Below are 19466 nucleotides of genomic sequence, written 5' to 3'. Positions count from 1 at the left end.
ACCGTTCCGAGCACCGCCTTTCCGCGATCCAACATGATCAGTAGGAGAAAATCCTCTAAAGAGTTGGCCTCGGTTCATTCTCGTGGTATACTATTCGCTCGTATGTCCGTTTAGAACACGTCGTTTGGAGTACATAGTGGCAAACATCAAGTCGCAGAAGAAGCGCGTCCTGACCAACGAGAAGGCCCACATCCGCAATGTGGCCTACAAGAGCGAGCTGAAGACCGCCGTGCGCAAGGTCCGCGAAGCCATCGCCGCCGGCGATAAGGCCGCCGCCGAGGCCGCCTACCGCGTCGCCGCCCAGAAGCTGGACAAGGCTGCCGGCCGTGGCATCATCCACAAGAACCAGGCCGCCAACCGCAAGTCCGGTCTGGCCCTCGCTGTGAACGCCCTCTGATTCATCGTTCACTGCTCGTAAGGCGCTTCGGGATGCACCTCACGATCCATGACCATGTGAATGCATAAGCATGAGGGCATGGAATCATACATCAGTATGAACGAGATGTGCAGTACGCATAGACGGTGATGTGAATCCCATAGACGTGAAAGCCCCACAGGATATTTCCTGTGGGGCTTTTCCTATATCCGTGCGTCTATTCGCAGTCGATCATCTCAGCCAGTCACTCGCCGGCATCGATGGAACGCAGCACGTCGATCATCTCCAACGCGCCAAGCGCGCAATCGAATCCCTTGTTGCCGGCCTTGGTGCCCGCTCGCTCGATGGCCTGCTCAATGTTTTCCGTGGTGATGACGCCGAACAGCACCGGGACGTCCGTATTCAGCGACACCTGTGCAATGCCCTTGGCGGTCTCGTTGCACACCAGATCGTAATGGGAGGTGCTGCCACGGATGATCGCACCAAGGCAGATCACGGCGTCGTACCGTCCCGTGTTCACCATGCGCTTCGCCACGATCGGGATCTCGAACGAGCCCGGCACCCACGCCACGTCGATGTCCGAGTCGGCCACACCGTGCCGACGCAGTCCGTCCTGGGCACCGGACAACAGCTTGGACGTGATGAACTCGTTGAATCGGGCGACCACGATGCCGATGCGCACCGGCTTGCCCGACTGCGGCTGGGTCTTGGCGACAAGGCTTCCTTCGAATACGGTCATGATTGGCTACTCCTTTGGTTGTGTGATTGTTTGGTTGTTGTTGATCTTCCCGAAGCGAGACCTCAGTCCGCCTGGACGTTCATGAGATGACCCATGCGATGCTGCTTGGTGAACAGGTATCGGGTATCGAATTCGTTCGGTGCGATGACGATCGGCACACGATCCGCAACGGTGATGCCCGCCCGCTTCAACTGGTCGATCTTGTCGGGATTGTTGGTCATCAAATCGATCGATTCGATGCCGAGATCCCGAAGGATGGCCGCGGCTGTACCGTATTCGCGCATATCTGCCGGGAATCCAAGCTCAAGGTTGGCGTCAAGGGTGTCGAACCCCTGCTCCTGCAGTTCGTAGGTGCGCAGTTTGTTAAGCAGTCCGATACCGCGTCCCTCCTGGCTGAGGTACAGCACCACTCCCCTGCCTCGCTCGGCGATCCGGCTCATGGCCTCCTGCAGCTGCGGCCCACAATCGCAACGCATCGAACCGAACACATCACCCGTCAGGCACTGGGAATGGACGCGACACAGCACCGGCTCGGTCACGGGGGCACCGCCGGCGAGCGCCGCCCGGATGTCGTCGCCCATTACCAGTGCCACATGTTCGCCGCCGTTCTCGGACTCATATCCCACCATGGTGAATCGTCCGTAGCGGGAGGGCAGCTCGACGGTGGCGACACGACGGACCGTATGGGGAAACTCGTGAGTACGGCGGTATTCCTGCAGCTGGGCGATGGTGATATAGGCCAGACCGTGTTCGGCTGCGAACGACTGGAGATCGTCTCGACGCATCATCGTGCCGTCCTCCTTCATCATTTCGCAGCACAGTCCGCAGGGTTCCAATCCCGCCAGTCGGGCAAGGTCGACGGTCGCCTCGGTATGTCCGTTGCGTTCCAGCACTCCGCCCGGTCGCGCGACTAGGGGGAACATGTGTCCGGGACGACGGAAATCGTCGGGCTTGGCATCGGGGTCGATGCATGCCATCGCCGTGACGGAACGGTCGCGCGCGCTGATGCCGGTGGAGGTGGTCACATGATCGATGGAGACGGTGAACGCCGTGTGATGATTATCGGTGTTCGACGCGCACATCGGTGGCAGTTCGAGTCGGTCGGCGATCTCACTGCTCATCGGGGTGCAGATGAGTCCTCGGCCATGGGTGGCCATGAACGCGATGTTGCCTGGGGTGGCGAATCGTGTGGCGCAGATGAGATCGCCCTCGTTTTCGCGGCTTTCGTCGTCGGCCACGACGACGATCCTGCCGGCGGCGATGTCACGGATGGCGAGCGCCACGGGATCAGTGTCTGGCGTATTGGTGTTGTGATTCACGGTGAGATCCTTAATGCAGATTGGATGGTTGGTATGAATTGGTATGAGTTGCCGGGTTGTTGAATTCGCTACTTATCACTTACTGGTGTTCAGAATCCGTGACTCAGCAGGAAGTCCTTGGTGATCGGCGAGGCGGGACCCGCTGCCGTGCCCGACTGGTTGGTTTCCTGGGTTTGCATGGACAGCAGTCGGTCGACGTATCTGGCGCTGGGGTCGATTTCCAGATTGACGACGGATCCCGGCTTCCGCTCCGGAAGTACGGTGTGCCCGGCGGTGTGTGGGATGATCGACACGCCGAAGGTCTCCTCATTGGCGAAGGTGACGGTCAGACTGACGCCTTCCACGGCGATGGAGCCTTTTTCGGCGATGAACCGCATGAGGTTCCGGGGTGCTCGGATCGTGTAGACCGTGGCGATGCCGTCGGGGACGATGGATTCCACCACGCCGGTGCCGTCGATGTGTCCGGAGACGATGTGTCCGGAGAATCGTCCGTTTGCCGGCATGGCTCGTTCCACATTGACGTGACTTCCCTTGCGCAGGGTGCCGAGGCTGGATCGACGGAGCGTCTCGTGCATGACGTCGGCGGTGAATGTCGTGCCGTGGATCGATGTCACGGTCAGGCATACGCCGTTGACCGCGATGCTCTCGCCGATGATCGTGTGATCGGTGACCACGACGTCGGAGGTCACTGCGAGCGCGGCGAAATCGGCACCTCGGGTCAGTGATTCCACGGTTCCAAGGTCTTCAACGATTCCGGTGAACATATGCGATGCCTCCTTCGAGCAGAATGTCGTCACCGATCGTCTGGATCCTTCTATCGGTGATTCGGTAGCAGTCGGCGGGGTCCTGCACGCCCTCGCCGCCGATCGGGGATGGTGCTGCGGCGCCACCGAACAGTTTGGGCGCGATGTATGCGTTGATCTTGTCGACGATCCCGGAGTGGAGTGCGGACCAGGCCAGTGCCGAGCCGCCTTCGATCATCACGCTGTCGATGCCTCGCTCCCCCAGTTTTCGGATCAGGGCGGGGAGGCCCACATGGCCATCGTCATCGGCTGCGATCGTCAGTACCTCGCAGCCGGCATCGCGGTATGGCCGTGCCTGGTCGTCGTCATGAACGCAGGTGGCGATCACGGTGGGCACATCGTGGGCGCTTTGCACGAGTGCGGAGTCCAGCGGTGTGCGTAGACGGCTGTCGCATACGATGCGAAGCGGATTATGGCCGTTTTCGATGCGACAGGTGAGCATGGGATCGTCGGCGATGACGGTGCCGACGCCGACCATGATCGAGGAGTAGCGATTCCTGTCCTCGTGCACGCGTCTGCGGGATTCCTCACCGGTGATCCAACGCGAGCGTCCGGCTGCCGTGGCGATTCGTCCGTCCATCGTCATGGCATATTTCAACAGTACGAACGGCGTACGGTTCACGATGTAGTGCATGAATATCTCGTTGAGGGCATTGCATTCGTCGCGGAGCACCCCCTGCTCCACGGTGATGCCGGCCTCACGAAGCAGGCGAATGCCCTTGCCTGCCACCAGCGGATTCGGATCGGAGGATCCCACCACCACGCGGGATATGCCGCTGTCGATCAGCGCCTGCGTGCATGGCGGCTGCTTGCCCTGATGGCAGCAGGGTTCCAAGGTGACGTACATTGTCGTTCCCTGTACCGGAACGCCTTGCGCCTTGGCCGCTTCCAGTGCGGAGCGCTCGGCATGCCAGCCTCCGAAATGGTCATGGTGGCCTGTCGCGATGATCCGGCCGTCGCGTACGAGGACGGCACCCACCATGGGATTAGGGCTTACCTTGCCCATGCCCAATGTTGCGTGGCGCAATGCCACGGACATGAAATCTCTATCGTCCACGTTTCCCCTTTCAACGCGATAGAGCATGTCCAGGGTACGTGGCGACGCGCCGCACCACCTATGGCAAGGCCGGATATGAAAAATCCCTGAACTCCATGGGAACTCAGGGGCATATATCCATCTGTGGCCGTGCGAAAGCTGTAGTGCGCTTTGCGCCGCCGCATTCTTCTTCCATCCAGACTGTAACTGTCGGTACCGGAATCCCACCGGTTCATGAGCGTTTACGCTCCTGCATGTCGATTCAAATCTGTCGATGCAATCTCTATGCTCGCGGACTATACCGCCGATCGGGAATTTCACCCTGCCCTGAAGATGCGTATTGAATTATGACTTTGATTAAACACTGTCGCACTGACAGAATCATCCGCATCCACCAAATTGCCCGAATAATGGACTGCGATCCTTGTCACACGATGTCGTAAATGTCGTACTGGCAGCACGATTCCAGAAGCCGTCGCTCCCGATATCGGTCAGTCGTCGTTGTCGTCATCCCTCCGACCACCATTATCGTCACGGCCCTCCGGATGGATGACCGGACGCTTAAGATACCGTCCCTGCGCCGGCAGGTGCATATGATGGCGTTCCATTGCACCTGGGAACGTCACGTTGAATTTCACCGATATCACGCGCAGTACGAACACCAGAATCACAATGGCGACGTCAAGCACCATCTCGCCATTGAGGCCCAGATTCCAATGCACCGATGCCCGGTAGGCGAATACAGTGAGCACGCATGCCACACAGGATGGCACCGCGTACAGATGCTTGTCCCGGAGAATGGACGGCACCTCGTTGAGCAGAATATCGCGGATGGTGCCGCCTGCGAGCGCAGTGAACATGCCAAGAAAGGCTGCGGTCATTCCGGATGTGTGGAAGGCCAGCGCCTTGGCGGTGCCGTTGACCGCGAACAGGCCCAACGACAGTGCGTCGGTGACGATCATCGACCATTTGAGGTGCTCGATCTCCGGATGCGCCACGGCAACAATGATGCCGGAGAACAATGCGGTGAGCACGAATCCCTTGTCAGTGATGCCGACGGGTGGCAGATCCCCCAGCAGCACGTCTCGGGTGATGCCGCCACCGAGCGCGGTGACCCAGGCGATGACCAGAATGGAGAACAGGTCGTAGTGTTTGCGGATCGCCGCCAGTCCGCCGGAAAGACCGCAGATGAAGATCGCCAGATACTCGATTCCCATGAATACGGCGTTGCTTTCCAGTGCGACCTGATCCACCATGCCTCCCCATCCCCGTATGCCGAACATCAAGCTTGCGCGGAACGACGCCAAGAGTATCACCATGGCATCAGGACACACAGAAGCCACGGCATTGTTGTCCGGATGTTCACCTTGCTGTCTTGCCTAGGATCTGCTCGCACGGACCACTGATGGCAAAATGACGTCGGACGACGAGGCGGAACAGCTCAATAAATCGTAGATAAGAGAACAGCAGAAGACCAAAAAACGCGACTGTGATATTGATTGTGATCCATCAGTCTCACGAACGTCATTCACCCCGCCACTGGCGTCGTGGACTTCATCACGAACGCGGTCGTTAATTATCGCCCAGTAGTCTTCTCGCGTCAGCGCTTAATGAATACCGGACCGGGCGCACGCCCTCCGTCGCCATGATGCCGTCGGCAGTCAATGGCTCCAGTGCCGCGTTCACGCGTTTGCGACCGAACCGCAATCCTTCCTGTAGTTGTGGACGGGTGACCCGGTGTGGGGGCACTCCGAAGAGTTCCTCCTGGATGAGTACGCCGACGATGTCGATCTGGTCATCGGTCCAGCCTCGTTCCCGTCCGATCTCGTACAGCACGGTCTTGGCGCGGGAAAACGCACCGTGCTTCTCGGACAGGTCGTCGATGATACGGTTCTGTGCGTCGGCTACGAATTTCATCATCCGGTAGGAGAACAGGCTCGCATCGCAGCAGTTTAACGGGTGCTGCGCATCCTCGAACGCTTTGTAGTAGCGGTCCTTGCCGTCCGAGATCACGGGGCTGAGGCTGATGGCGGTGGGCACGCTCAGGTGTCGTCTGAGCTGCAGGGCGAACAGGAATCGTCCGGTCCTCCCGTTGCCGTCGTAGAACGGGTGGATGTACTCGAACGCGAAATGGCACATCGCGGCCCGCAGCAGCGGTGGTACGTCCCGGTTGCCGGTGAAGGCGAGCCACTGGGTGAGCAGCACCTTGATCTCGGATTCCGGGGTGATGCCCGTGTGGATGAGCCGTCCTGAGGCCTCGTCGTCGATGTACACCGGCCCGTTGCGGAACAGGTCCCCGTCCGGCTTGTCGTTGTCGTCCAGTTCGCCGGAGACCACCTGATCGTAGATGGAACGGATGTCCTCCAGACTATGCGGGAGGGCGAGGTGTTCGGGATCGTTGTCGCTGAGTGCGAGGAATAGTTTGGCGAATTCGCTGAACCGTTTGTGGGGACCGTTCGCCATGGCGGTCTCGAGTGCGTCGCTGATCTCCTTGCGGGTGGACCGAACGCCTTCGATGCTGTTGGTGCTCTGCATTTCGGCGCCGATGAGGTCCATGATGTAGGCGCGTCGGGCGATGGGGGGCAGGTCGTTCCAGAGGGCGTTCACCATGTTTTCCTGTTCGCGGACGCGGTCGAGGATGGTGGCGAGCTCCCGGAAATTGACGACGAATACCTCGTGTCCGCGCAGGACGATGCCTGACCGGAATGTGCTCCATCCCTCCAGCCGTTGCTGGTATTCGTGTTCGGCGATGGTTTTTAGGGGTTCCGTGGACCGGCTCATATGCGTCATCTGCCGGATGCTTTTGTATTGCATATGACCCCTTTCAGTGTTTTTGAATCAAAAGAGTTGCCAGAATTCTACTTCTATTGTCACTTTTCGGCAAAAAGGAACAATAGATAAGGATAAGATCCGTAGCAACGAAAGAGCTCCGCCCACATTTTGCCCACATTTTTCCGTCAAACACGGTCAAAACGCATCAACTGCGGTCACAACGAAATAGCCGCTCAGCCCAATCAGGAGTAGGGCCAAGCGGCTATTTGCAACGATTCGCGAACGCGAACGTGGAGGTCAGCAGACCTTCCACATCCAGTTGTGCGGATCCTCGATCTCACCAAGCTGGATGCCGAGCAGTTCGTTACGCAGAGCGACAGTCAGCTCGCCGGAGCCACCGTCGGCGACGGTCACGTCGAACTTCTCGGACTTGAAGCGTCCGATCGGGGTGATGATGGCGGCGGTACCGCAGGCGAACACCTCGGTGACCTCACCGGACTTGATGTCCTCAAGCAGCTGCTCGAGCGGGATCATGGTCTCGACGACGTCGCGACCCTTGTCCTGCAACAGCTGGATTAGCGAACGACGGGTGACGCCAGGCAGGATGTTACCGGTCAGGGACGGGGTCTCCACGTGACCATCCTTGTGCACGGCCATCATATTCATGCCACCGAGCTCCTCAAGGTAGGTCTTGGTGGCGGCGTCCACGAAGCAAACCTGCTCGCAGCCGTTTTCGATACCCGTGTACTCGCCGAGCAGCGAGGCGGCGTAGTTGCCGCCGCACTTGGCGAAGCCGGTGCCGCCAGGGCCGGTACGGAACCACTTGTCCTCCACCCAGATGCTCACGGGCTTGACACCACCGGGGAAGTACGGGCCGGACGGAGAGGCGATCACGCAGTAATCGACCTCCTGCGGAGCACGCACACCCAGGAACGGTTCGGAAGCGAACATGAACGGACGCATGTACAGCGTGTACTCACGACGGGTGGGCACCCATGCCGCGTCGCGCTTGACCAGAGCGGCCACCGAGCCGAGGAAATCGTCAACGGACAGCTCAGGCAGGTACAGACGCTTCGCGGAGTTCTGGAAACGCTCGGCGTTGGCATCCGGACGGAACAGCCAGACGGATCCGTCAGCGTGATGGTAGGCCTTGAGGCCTTCGAAGCATTCCTGCGCGTAGTGCAGCACGGATGCGCCCGGGTCCATCTTCAACGGGGCATACGGTTCAACGCGACGATCGGACCAGCCTTCGCCCTTGGTCCACGTCATATGGGTCATGTTATCGGAGAAGACCTGACCAAACGCCGGCTTGTCGATGAGCTCCTGACGCTTGGCGTCGGAGGCCGGATTGTCGTTGGGCAGCACGGTGAACGCGTCGGCCAGCTTGGACAGGGCCGTCGGATCGTGATGAGTATTTTCTGTCATTCTCAGCTTCTTTGTATTCATTGCCGATCGCAGCAATCGGCAGTCAGTATGTCGTCAGCGCTTCTGGCACCGAACTGAGTAACACTTTCTCACATGCACGTTACCGGTATAAGAGAAAGTTCATATTGTGAAAACCGCAAGGCATCCCTGAAATTAGAAGAGCCCACACTGATGGTGGGCTCTTCCCCCGATGGCATGCCCATCGGCTGGAATCATCGCCAAGTGGCGGTGGAGTCAGCGAAAGGACCGATCTCAGGCCTGAGCGGCGGCATCGGCAGCCGGAGCAGCGGCGGCATCGGCAGCCGGAGCAGCAGCGGCAGGAGCCTCGGCAGCGGCGTCTTCCGGAACCTCGACGGTCACGACGGACTCTTCCAGATCGTCGTGCACCAGCTCCACACCCTCGGGCAGGACGACGTCCTTGGCAAGCACCTTGGTGCCGTCAACGAGGCCGTCAACGCTGATGGTGATGCGCTCGGGCAGGTTGGTCACGTCGGCGCGCACCTTGAGCTCCTGAATGTCGACGAACGCCACGGCAGCGCCCTTCGGGGTACCTTCGACGAAGACCGGGACCTCGACCTCGATCTTCTCGCCGGCACGCACCTCGTAGAAGTCCACGTGTTCGATCTGCTGCTTGACGGGGTTGCGCTGCACGTCCTTGACGACGGCGAGCTTGGAGTCCTCGCCGAACTTCAGCTCGAACAGGGCGTTGGTGTGACGCAGGGCGTTGGTGGTCTCCTTCATCGGGAGCTGCAGGAACGTCGGGGCCTCGCCGCCGGCGTACACGGTGGCCGGAACCAGCTTGGCGACGCGCAGACGGCGGGCAGCGCCCTTGCCGAACTCGCTACGAACGGCACCTTCAAGAGTGATATCTGCCATGATGTTCTCCTTATGGATCGAAATCTCGGAATTCGTTTCGGCGCATCGACGCGCCGCGGAGAACGCCCATGCACAGCATGGGAACCATCACACGTCGAGTCGATTACGGAGGATGATGGGCTCATCACCACTCCCTCGCCAAGACAACAATCGACTAGTCTACCACATCCACTGAATCACGACGAACCGGGTGTCGCACACGCGAGGTCCCGGAGAATGTGATGACGACGGCGAGCATCACGCATCCAACGCCGACGATCTCCCATATGGTCGGGAACTCCGCGAAGAGCAGCCCCACCGCCACCGCCATGGCGGGATACATGGACTGCATGACGGAGAACGTTCCCGGAGTGGTCTTGCGCATCACCACCTGATCAATCACATACGGGAAGAACGAGCTGAATACGGACACGACGAGCATGAGCGCCAGCAGATGGAGAATGCCCCAACCTCCTTCCGACACCAGCCAGGTCGCGGTCTGAGGAGGCACGAACAGACCTCGTACGGCAGGCACGGCGAGGAACACCGACTGCACGGCGAATCCGATGCACATGGCGACGGACAGACGGTTCAGTGGGCTACCCGTACTGGCCACCTTGCGTCCCATCACGATGTATACGCCCCACATGGAGCCTCCGATGAGAATGGCGATAAGACCAACGAGGAAACGACCGCCGTCCGGGGAGGCAAGCGACATACCGGCCAGCAACACCACACCGACGGCCGCGATGACGATACCGACGCGTTCCCTCCAATTCCGACCGGTAAGTACCGCCACGCCAAGCGGTCCGATGAATTCGATGGCGACCGCCATGCCCATGTTCATCTGGCTGATGGCCAAGTAGAACATGGTGTTCATAGCGACGATGGCCACACCGCATCCGGCGGTGATCACCCAATCACGACGGGTGGCAGGCAACGTCCTGCGCACTTCACGACGCCACGGCCTACGCCACATGACCATCAGCAGGGCCAGAAAGCCGAAACGATACCATGCCGCACACAGCGGATGGATCTGGGTGAACACGCTTTTGGCCACCCCGGTGGCCACATACATCAACGCGCCCTCAAGCGCGACGATCACCACGGCCGGCGTCACATCAAGCATACGGACAACGATCTTCTTCACAGTGCCTCACCCTACATCACCCTATGCCTGACATCGTCCTTCCCTATGCGTTTCGGCGTTCCGGATAGTCGATCGCACATCCTTGCTGGGGAAAACAAACAAAGAAAGGTTCCCATCCGCGCGATGTCGGATGGGATCCTTCTGAATCAATGTCGCCTGTCATCGGAATGCCATTACCGTCATTCCGACGTTCACGCCATACGGAACGATAAACGATCCGATCAGGCGATGAGCTCCTTGACGGAGGCGATGATCGCCTGCAGCTCCTTCTTCGCGTCACCGAACAGCATCTGCGTGTTGTCCTCGAAGTAGAGCTCATTCTCGATGCCCGCGTAGCCCTTACCACGACCACGCTTGATGACCACTACGTTCTGCGACTTGTCGACGTCAAGGATCGGCATGCCGGAGACGGGGGTTCCCGGACGACGAGCGGCAGGATTGGTGACGTCGTTCGCGCCGACCACCAGAGAGATGGTGGCGGTGGGGAACTGCGGGTTGATGTCGTCAAGATCCACAAGCTCCTCATAGGGCACGTTGGCCTCGGCAAGCAGCACGTTCATGTGTCCAGGCATACGGCCGGCAACCGGGTGGATGGCATAGGCGACCTCCACACCACGGCTCTTGAGCAGTTCACCAAGATCGGCGAGCTCTCGCTGGGCCTGGGCCATGGCGAGACCGAAGCCGGGCACGAAGATGACCTTCTGTGCATAGACGAGCTGAACGGCCACGTCGTCGGCGGTGGTCTCCTTCATGGTGCCTGTCACGCCGTCATCGCCGCCCGCGGCATTGTCGCCTCCGAAACCACCGGCGAGGACGGACATCAACGGACGGTTCATGGCCTGGGCCATGAGGATGGACAGGGTCACGCCGGCAGCGCCGACGAGGGCACCGGCGACGATAAGCGCCACGTTGTCGATGGCCAGACCGGACATGGCCACGGCGGTACCAGTGCAGGCATTGAGCACGGAGATAACGACGGGCATATCCGCACCGCCGATCGGGATCACGAACACCAGGCCATAGCACAGGGCGAACACGGTGGTAAGCACGGACCAGAGCAGACGCTGTTCGGGCTGAACGCACAGCATCACGAAGGCGGCGATCGTAAGAATGATGAACAGTACATTCCAGAAGCTCTTGCCGGGCAGCTTGAGGTTCTTGACGAACTTGACGCCCTGCAGCTTACCTGCGGCGATGAGCGAACCGGTGAAGGTCACGGAGCCGATCATGATACCCAGTCCGGCCGTGATGAGCACGACCAGCGTGGGCAGGTTCTCGTTGGTAAGGATGTCGTTGAGTGCGACCAACGCCGCCGCGCCGCCACCGACCGTGTTGAACACGGAAACCAGCTGCGGCATGTCGGTCATCTTGACCTTCTTGGCGGACACCACGCCGGCGATCGCGCCGATGAGAATTCCCACGACGAGCACGATCACGGCAGTGACGGAGATGAAGCCCTGCACGAACAGATGCACGAACGCCATGACGACGGCGAACACCATGCCCGTGGCGGAGATCTGGTTGCCCTTACGGGCGGTCTTCGGGGAGTTCATGAAGTGCAGGCCCATGACGAACATCACGGCGGCCAGCAGATACACGAACCATGCAACGATATCGATAGGAGTCGCAGTCATCACTTATCGCCTTCCTTCTCATCCTTCTTGGAGGGCTTGGAGCTCTTGAACATCTCAAGCATGCGGTCGGTGACCACATAGCCGCCGACCACGTTCATGGTGCCGAGCACGGCGGCCAAGAAGATGAACACATAGGCGAGCGGGGTGTGGGCCTCGGCGGCGACGATGACGACGCCGACGATGACGATGCCGTGGATCGAATTCGCTCCGGACATCAGCGGGGTGTGCAGGGTGGCCGGCACCTTGCCGATGACCTCGATGCCGATGAGCAGCGCGAGTACGAACAGTGTGATCGAAACGACGAGATCCGGCATGATCACTTCTCCTCTTCCTTGGTCGCCGTGGTCTCATCGCGTCCCGCGACGACCATGGCATTGTCGAGTTCCTCATTCAGATCCATGGCGAGCTTGCCGTCCTGAACGAAATGCACAAGCACATCGGCCACGTTACGGGCCAGCAAGTTGGAGGCCGTGGTGGCTACTCCACTCGCCAGATCCGGGGCGCCGATCAGCTGGACGCCGTTGTCGGTGATGATGGTCTCATTCGGTCTGGATCCTTCGACGTTGCCGCCGAGATCGCTTGCCGCGCAGTCCACGATCACGGCACCGCGATGCAATCCGTCCACGCCGGCCTTGGTGAGCAGCACCGGAGGCTTGCGTCCGGGCACCTTGGCGGTGGTGATGACCACGTCGAATTCGGCGGCCTTGGTGTCCACGGCCGCCTGCTGGGCGGCCTGTTCCTCCGCGGTGAGCTGACGCGCGTAGCCGCCTTCGCCCTGCCCCTTGGAGAAGTCCAATCCCAGATCCAGGAACTTGGCACCCAGCGACAGCACCTCGGACTTGGCGGCGGGACGAACATCGTACGCAGTCACGACCGCACCGAGACGACGTGCGGTGCCAATGGCCTGCAGACCGGCAATGCCGGCGCCGAGGATCAGCACCTTGGCGGGACGGATCGTGCCCGCCGCGGTGGTCATCATGGGAAAGAACGAGCCATAGGCGTCGGCGGCCTTGAGCACGGCCTTGTATCCCATGACCGAGTTCTGGCTGGTCATCTCGTCCATCGACTGCGCGGAGCTGAGCTGGCGCGGCAGCTTTTCGATGCCGACGCCGACCAGTCCGGCCTTGTCGAGACGGTCTACGTATTCCTGATCGGTGAATGATCCGAGCATGCCGATGACCCAGGATCCCCTGGGCAGTCTGTCGATAAGCCCTTCATCGGGTCGTCCCACAAAACCGAATGCCTGTGCCTGAGCGATGACCTCATCCTTGGAGCCGATGCTGGCGCCCGCCTTCTCATACTCTTCATCACTGAAACCGGCGGCATGTCCTGCGTTGCTTTCGATCACGCACGCTACGGACGAGCGCTTGAGTCGCTTGACGATATCCGGGGTGAGAGCCACGCGGGATTCATATTCCGCGGTCTCGTTGAAAATTCCATAAGTGATGGTCGATTGCGTATCTTCCGCCACCTGGTCCTCCCTCGTAACTTCTGTGACGGCGTCACGATGATCCGCGATGCCCAGTCAAGTCTATATCAAAGTCAACAATTGGCAACACTTGCCCAGAATTCGGATGCATGCGCTATGCAGACCCGTTTCCAAAAGAGACGGCACCGAGCCGCCTACGGTAGCGTAACGAACGCGCCGGGGACTAGAGTATGCGAGGAATCTTTATGTTGAAGGAGAACTTGTGGGTCTAATCGGTTCCGTGAAGAACGCCGTCGCGTCGGCGGCTCATCGTGCTTCCACCCTCGGACGCAATTATCAGGACTATCCCGGCAGCGACGATCTGAACGAGGACGGCCTGCCTGACAATCCGTCACCGCATGAGGCACCGTCACCCGATGAACTGCCGCACGTCGATTTCTGGGGTCCCGGCTATGCGACGACGACCTTCCTTGACGATGACGGACTGCTGACGGCCCGTACGGACGGCAATCCGCCGCTCGACGAGGGAACCAGCATCTACGACATCTATGCCGAGCGCGCCGAACGCATGGGCGACAAGCCGCTGTACACCTTCAAGCAGGACGGCCGCTGGATCACCAAGACCGCCGACGAAACGCTCGCCGACATCCGCATCACCGCAAAGGGCCTGCTGCACTACGGACTGAAGAAGGGTGACAGCGTGGCATTCATGTGCCGCACAAGCTACGCATGGGATGTCATCGACGCGGCGATCATGGCCTGCGGCGGTGTGCTCGCCACCATCTATGACACCGATTCGGGCGAGCAGATCCGCAACATCGCCAATAACTCCGATGCCCGTCTGCTGATCGTGGAGACCACGGACATGCGCGCCGAGGCGGAGACCGTGATTGGCGATTGTCCGACGGTGGAGCGCATCGTATGTCTGGAGACCGGCGGCCTTGACGAGATTCAGGCGTATGGTGCTTCGATATCCGACGCCGTGCTCGACGAGCGAATCAGTTCGATTCACAAAACCGACCTGTGCTCGATCGTCTATACGTCCGGCTCCACCGCCGCACCGAAGGGTGTGGAGATGACGCACGAGCATTACTGCGCCGACGCCTTCAACCTGCGCGACTACATGCCCGATCTGCTGCATGACGAGAATAACTCGGTGCTGCTGTTCCTTCCGCAGGCGCATTCCTTCGCCCGTGCCATCAACTACATCGTGGTCGCCAGCAACCTTCACGTTTACATTGCCCAGGGCATCAAGACGCTGATCAGCGATCTTCAGGTCGCACGACCGGCAGTGATGATCGTGGTGCCGCGAGTGCTGGAAAAGGTCTACAACGCCGCCTCGCAGAAGGCCGGTCATGGAGCCAAGGGACTGGCCTTCGCCGCCGCGGTGACCGCCGCGCAGGACTACATGAAGGAAGTCAACGACAAGGGCCATGCGGGATTGCTGACCAGCGCCCGCCGCGCATCGTTCGACCCGATCGTATACAAGTCGCTGCGTGACGTCCTCGGAGGCCGCGCACAGTGGATCGTCTCCGGTGGCGCTCCGCTGGACCCCGAACTCATGTCGTTCTTCCGCGGAGCCAATGTGCCCGTCTATGAAGGCTACGGAGCCACGGAAACCACGGCCCCCTGCGCATTCAACCCGCTGGGCGTGCCATTCCATCAGGGTTCCGTCGGCATCCCATTCCCCGGCTTCACGCTGCGCATCGGAACGGATGGGGAAATTCAGATCAAGGGCACCTCGGTGTTCCCCCGCTACCACAAGAACGACGAGGCCACCAAGTCGTCGTTCACCGAGGACGGGTGGTATGTCACCGGCGATCTGGGACGTCTCGACGGCAATGGTTTCCTGTACATCACCGGCCGCAAGAAGGACCTCATCATCACCGCCGGCGGCAAGAACGTCTCCCCCGGTCCGATCGAGGAGGTCATTCAGCGCTGTGAGATCGTTTCGCAGGCACTGGTACTCGGCGATAAGCGTCCGTTCATTTCCGCGCTGATCACGCTCGACGAGGATAATCTGCGCCCGTGGCTGGAATCCAAGGGTCTCAACCGTGACATGTCGATGGAGGAGGCCGCGGCGAATGCCGCCGTACGTGCGGAGATTCAGAAGTTCGTCGATCTGGCGAACGACGGCGTCTCTCGCGCCGAATCGGTACGCAAGTTCATCGTTCTGCCGGAGGAGTTCACCCAGGAGAACGGTTTGATGACCGCTTCGATGAAGGTGATCCGTCCGAAGGTGATCGCCCGCTACGCCGAACTGCTCAACACGCAGATGTACACTCCGCGCAAGAAGTAGCCGCGAGCAAGCAATCCGAGTTCGACTGCGAACAATCAAACAGGGGCGGTGGCCACGGCTTCGATCCGTGGTCACCGCCCCTGTCGCATATATCCAACGGCCATGCCGGAGCAATCGTCAATTCATGTGATCGGCATTCGTCCGGCCGTGGCAACTTCGTATCCCTTTCATCCTTCCGTTCCGGATGCCATCTCCCGTTCGAACGGGTAGACCTCGCCCCACTGCTCACGCAGAGAATCCATGATGCGCATAATCCGCAGGGTCTCAGTGTGAGGCATCTCCGTACACTCACCGCGTCCTTCAAGAATCGCATGTGCTGCGGAGACCACCTGATACTCATAACCGGTGATCTGCTCAGGAACATCTATGGTGTTGACGCTGCGGTGATCCTTGTCGAATACGTCGATCCGTTCGGGATTGTTGATGTTCTCGACGATCAGATATCCGTTGTCGCCCTGAATCACGCCCTGCCTGCTACCGACGGACACCATGGACGAATCGATCGTCGCAGATACGCCGTTGTCCAGCCAGAACGTGGCCGAAAACTGCTCATCCACTCCCCTATCGGTCAGTGTGCAGGAGCTGATCGTCCGTTGAATCCGCGCATCCGGGAACGCCATGGCGATGAAATTGATCGGATAGACGCCCACATCGAGCAGCGCACCACCGGCCATGGCCGGATCGACCATGCGCGCCTTGGCGGAAACCGGATAGGAAAGATTCGCATACACCTGACGGGGCGTGCCGATCGCTCCGGATTCGATCGCATCGAGAATCAGCTGACGGCTGGGCATGTACCGCGTCCAGATCGCCTCGGTGCACAACAACCCGGTTTCGCGCGCGACGTCCAGCACGCGTTGCGCTTGTCTCTCGTTCGCCGTGAAGGACTTCTCCACCAGCACGTTCTTGCCGGCCGTCATGCATGCGATGGCCTGGTCGGCATGCAACGCATGCGGCGTGGCGATGTAGACCAGATCGATCTCGGGATCGGCAAGCATATCGGCGTAGGAACCATAGGCGTGGGGGAAACCGTACTGGTCGGCGAACTCGCGGGCCCGTGCCTCATCAGACCGTGTAGCGACGGCGTAGGGACGGATCAGATCGGCGTAGCGATCGTCCTGGCTCATGCCTCGCAGCGTTTGCGCCATGTGACGTGCGATGCGGCCGCATCCCAGAATCGCCACATTCACCGTACCCGAATGGGTTCCATTGCGTTCGCTCATCAGAATCCCAGTCTTTCCAGTTTCTTCGGGTCGGACTGCCACTCCTTGGCCACCTTGACGTGCATGTCGAGGTTGGCCTTGCATCCGACGATGCGGTTGATCGGCGTACGCAGCTTCTTCTTGACCCTCACCAGATGCTCCGCCTTGCGTCCGATAATAATCGGCTTCTGCGAGTCGCGTTCGACATAGACGGACACATGCACCTGCGCCTTGGGCTTGGGCGCATTTGCGGCGCGAGGTTCGTCGGAGTCGGCGTCCTCGTCCTCGTCGGGATATTCGATGGCGTCGACCACCACGGCGAGAGAATGGGGAAGTTCGTCCGTAAGCTCCTCGAGGAACGCCCCTCGAACGAGCTCGGCAATCGTCTCGGAGGGAGACTCCTCACTGATCTGGTCCTCGGGGTACATCTGTGGGCCTTCCGGCATAGCTTCGATGAAGACCTGCTTGACCTCATCGAGATTGTCCTTCTCCAGCGCCGACACGGGTACGATGTCAGAGAATGCCGCGAATTCGTTGATGGCAATGAGCTTGTCGACCAGCGCGGCATGATCGAGTTCGTCGATCTTGGTGACCACAGCGATCAGCGGCACCTTCCACGTCAGGGAACCGTCATCGTTCTTGCGTGCGAAGTCGCTACGAAGACGGCTGAGGATGCGCTTGTCTCCAGGGCCGATGGGCTGATCGGCGGGCAATAGGAATGCGACGGCGTCGACATCGGACAGCGAATCATCGACGATGTCATTGAGACGCTGTCCAAGCAGTGTGCGGGGACGGTGAATACCGGGGGTGTCCACCAGCACGATCTGCGCATTGTCGGTGGTGAGCACGCCACGGATCGCCTTTCTGGTGGTTTCCGGGCGGGACGATGTAATGGCGATATGTGAGCCGATCAACGCGTTGATCAGCGTGGACTTACCAACGTTCGGTCGTCCGACGACCGCGATGAATCCTGACCTGTAAGCATCTTGCATGAGACACCACTCTAGCGCGACGTCTGCCTCACCATCATGCGGCATCGCCGCCATCCTGACGATCGTCCTTGTGCAGCAGCTCCTTGTTGGCCCCTTTATCGGTGACGGACCCAAGAGACTCGACCAGAATGGTGGACACCTTCTTACGCCGTCCGGCGGAATCGACGGCCGTGAGTTTCAGACCATGCGTGACGGCACTGGATCCGACCAGAGGCACCCGACCAAGCATCTTGGTGAGCAGTCCATACACCGTATCGACATCATCCTCGTCAAGGTCAATCTCGAAGATCTCCTCGATATCGGCGATGGGTGCACGTGCGGGGAACCGCCACCGTCCCTCGCCGATTCGCTCCGGTTCCGACTTCTGCGTGCGATCGTGCTCGTCCTCCATTTCGCCCACGATCTGCTCCAGCGCGTCTTCGATGGTGACGAGTCCGGCGATACCGCCATATTCGTCGACGACAATGGCCACATGCTGGCGCTGTCGCTGCATCTGATGGAACAGATCGTCAACTGGCTTCGATTCAGGAACCAGTAACGGGTCCCTGCTGATGGATTCGACGGGACGATCGGCGGCAGCCGGATTGAACGCCACGGCCTTCACGGCATCCTTAAGATACGCCATGCCGACCAGATCATCCACCGAATCGCCGATGATCGGAACACGGGAGAATCCGGAACGCGAAAACATCTTCAACACGCTACCGAGTCGTTCCTTGCGGCCGATGCAGATCATATCGGTTCGCGGCACCATGATCTCTCTGGTGAGCGTTTCGGAAAGCGTGAGCACATTGCGCAGCATCTCGGAGATCTCCGGATCAAAATCGTTCGTCTCGACCAGACGATCGATCATGGCGCGTCCCTGCTCAAGGTGAATCTTCTCCAGCTCCTCATCGTCGGACAGTTCCGCCTTGCCGGATCCACGACCGATGCCATTGACGCGAGCGAACGGCGTCAGCAATGCAACGAACGACACCACTCGGGAATGCTTGAGCATGATCTGGAGCGGCTTGCTTGCCCCAGTGCTGCGCGGACGTACCAGGATGGAGACCACACCCACAATCAGAGCGAACAGGATTCCCACCAGCAACGTCATCCATAACGGAGCACCCAGCGCGTCGGCGATGCTGGCCACCAAAACACCATCGAGAATGTTGCACACGATGCGGAAAAACGCGCACGAACCCGAAGTGGCGAACCGATCGGCGACGAGCCGCTGCACTCTGTGAATCCGATCAATCTGCTTCATCTTGGTGAACTGGCTGTCGGGACCGGTCTGCACATCAAGGATGAGATTGTTCAGACTGGATCTCGTGACTCGTGACACAGCCCCTTCGGTGGAGGCCATGACCAGAGAGAACCACACCAGCAATAGCGCCGCCAACGCCATTGCGACAACTGCCGGAATCGTGGGATCGTTCAGACTCACCATCAT

17 protein-coding genes and 1 riboswitch are annotated in these 19466 nt (G+C 59.9%); of the genes, 2 read left to right on the top strand and 15 right to left on the bottom strand.

Annotated elements, in window-relative coordinates; all coding sequences use genetic code 11:
* The first annotated feature begins 136 nt into the window (after positions 1 to 136).
* Positions 137 to 397 carry a 30S ribosomal protein S20 gene (gene rpsT / locus BTIS_RS10755; RefSeq protein WP_093959271.1) on the top strand — a complete coding sequence of 87 codons (261 nt, stop codon included), beginning with the start codon at positions 137 to 139 and terminating at the stop codon, positions 395 to 397.
* Positions 398 to 620: 223 nt separating this feature from the next.
* Here rpsT and ribH read toward each other — a convergent pair whose 3' ends face one another.
* The 12 genes from ribH to BTIS_RS10695 form a co-directional block, all read right to left on the bottom strand.
* Positions 621 to 1115, bottom strand: coding sequence for a 6,7-dimethyl-8-ribityllumazine synthase (gene ribH, locus BTIS_RS10750; protein ID WP_094665332.1), 495 nt, complete (start codon positions 1113 to 1115; stop codon positions 621 to 623).
* 62 nt (positions 1116 to 1177) lie between these two features.
* Positions 1178 to 2434 (bottom strand): bifunctional 3,4-dihydroxy-2-butanone-4-phosphate synthase/GTP cyclohydrolase II, encoded by a 1257-nt coding sequence (locus BTIS_RS10745; RefSeq protein WP_169713094.1) that lies wholly within the window; start codon positions 2432 to 2434, stop codon positions 1178 to 1180.
* A gap of 89 nt (positions 2435 to 2523) precedes the next feature.
* On the bottom strand, positions 2524 to 3198 hold the full coding sequence (locus tag BTIS_RS10740) for a riboflavin synthase (RefSeq protein ID WP_094665330.1): 675 nt from the start codon (positions 3196 to 3198) through the stop codon (positions 2524 to 2526).
* The gene (gene ribD, locus BTIS_RS10735; RefSeq protein WP_094665328.1) at positions 3179 to 4294 is read right to left on the bottom strand and encodes a bifunctional diaminohydroxyphosphoribosylaminopyrimidine deaminase/5-amino-6-(5-phosphoribosylamino)uracil reductase RibD; all 1116 of its coding nucleotides are present in this window, start codon (positions 4292 to 4294) and stop codon (positions 3179 to 3181) included. The genes BTIS_RS10740 and ribD overlap by 20 nt, the downstream gene beginning before the upstream one ends.
* Positions 4295 to 4452: 158 nt before the next feature.
* A riboswitch (FMN riboswitch) is annotated at positions 4453 to 4612 on the bottom strand.
* 152 nt (positions 4613 to 4764) lie between these two features.
* Positions 4765 to 5529, bottom strand: a complete 765-nt coding sequence (locus BTIS_RS10730) for a trimeric intracellular cation channel family protein (RefSeq protein ID WP_245819425.1) — start codon at positions 5527 to 5529, stop codon at positions 4765 to 4767.
* Between the two features lie 316 nt (positions 5530 to 5845).
* Positions 5846 to 7087 (bottom strand): Fic family protein, encoded by a 1242-nt coding sequence (locus BTIS_RS10725; RefSeq protein WP_094665326.1) that lies wholly within the window; start codon positions 7085 to 7087, stop codon positions 5846 to 5848.
* A 255-nt stretch (positions 7088 to 7342) separates the two neighbouring features.
* Entirely contained in the window at positions 7343 to 8470 is a 1128-nt protein-coding gene (locus BTIS_RS10720; RefSeq protein ID WP_094665324.1) for a branched-chain amino acid aminotransferase, read from the bottom strand.
* A 252-nt stretch (positions 8471 to 8722) separates the two neighbouring features.
* Positions 8723 to 9346 carry a 50S ribosomal protein L25/general stress protein Ctc gene (locus BTIS_RS10715; protein WP_094665322.1) on the bottom strand — a complete coding sequence of 208 codons (624 nt, stop codon included), beginning with the start codon at positions 9344 to 9346 and terminating at the stop codon, positions 8723 to 8725.
* 154 nt (positions 9347 to 9500) lie between these two features.
* A complete protein-coding gene (locus BTIS_RS10710) occupies positions 9501 to 10475 on the bottom strand; it encodes an EamA family transporter (RefSeq protein WP_094665320.1) in 975 nt (324 codons plus the stop codon).
* Between the two features lie 221 nt (positions 10476 to 10696).
* A complete protein-coding gene (locus tag BTIS_RS10705; RefSeq protein WP_094665318.1) occupies positions 10697 to 12109 on the bottom strand; it encodes an NAD(P)(+) transhydrogenase (Re/Si-specific) subunit beta in 1413 nt (470 codons plus the stop codon).
* A complete protein-coding gene (locus BTIS_RS10700; RefSeq protein WP_094665387.1) occupies positions 12109 to 12423 on the bottom strand; it encodes an NAD(P) transhydrogenase subunit alpha part 2 in 315 nt (104 codons plus the stop codon). Before BTIS_RS10700 ends, BTIS_RS10705 begins: the two co-directional genes overlap by 1 nt.
* A gap of 2 nt (positions 12424 to 12425) precedes the next feature.
* Complete coding sequence (locus BTIS_RS10695) at positions 12426 to 13580, bottom strand: NAD(P) transhydrogenase subunit alpha (RefSeq protein WP_094665316.1); 1155 nt, start codon at positions 13578 to 13580, stop codon at positions 12426 to 12428.
* Positions 13581 to 13914: 334 nt separating this feature from the next.
* Here BTIS_RS10695 and BTIS_RS10690 point away from each other — a divergent pair, with 334 nt between their 5' ends.
* Positions 13915 to 15837: an AMP-dependent synthetase/ligase gene (locus tag BTIS_RS10690; protein ID WP_420807019.1), complete on the top strand. Its 1923-nt coding sequence runs from the start codon at positions 13915 to 13917 to the stop codon at positions 15835 to 15837.
* A gap of 167 nt (positions 15838 to 16004) precedes the next feature.
* On the opposite strand, the gene BTIS_RS10685 is transcribed toward BTIS_RS10690, so the two are convergent.
* The 3 genes from BTIS_RS10685 to BTIS_RS10675 are packed head-to-tail and all read right to left on the bottom strand — an operon-like array spanning position 16005 to position 19463.
* Entirely contained in the window at positions 16005 to 17060 is a 1056-nt protein-coding gene (locus tag BTIS_RS10685; protein WP_094665312.1) for a Gfo/Idh/MocA family protein, read from the bottom strand.
* On the bottom strand, positions 17060 to 18031 hold the full coding sequence (era, locus tag BTIS_RS10680) for a GTPase Era (RefSeq protein ID WP_245819424.1): 972 nt from the start codon (positions 18029 to 18031) through the stop codon (positions 17060 to 17062). The genes BTIS_RS10685 and era overlap by 1 nt, the downstream gene beginning before the upstream one ends.
* Before the next feature lie 34 nt (positions 18032 to 18065).
* Positions 18066 to 19463 carry a hemolysin family protein gene (locus BTIS_RS10675; protein WP_094665308.1) on the bottom strand — a complete coding sequence of 466 codons (1398 nt, stop codon included), beginning with the start codon at positions 19461 to 19463 and terminating at the stop codon, positions 18066 to 18068.
* Positions 19464 to 19466: the final 3 nt, after the last annotated feature.

Origin of the sequence: Bifidobacterium tissieri, assembly GCF_002259645.1 — a bacterium.
GTDB classification, from domain to species: Bacteria; Actinomycetota; Actinomycetes; order Actinomycetales; family Bifidobacteriaceae; genus Galliscardovia; species Galliscardovia tissieri.
The sequence above is the reverse complement of the archived record's forward strand: the minus strand, read 5'-3'. Positions and strand labels throughout refer to the sequence as shown.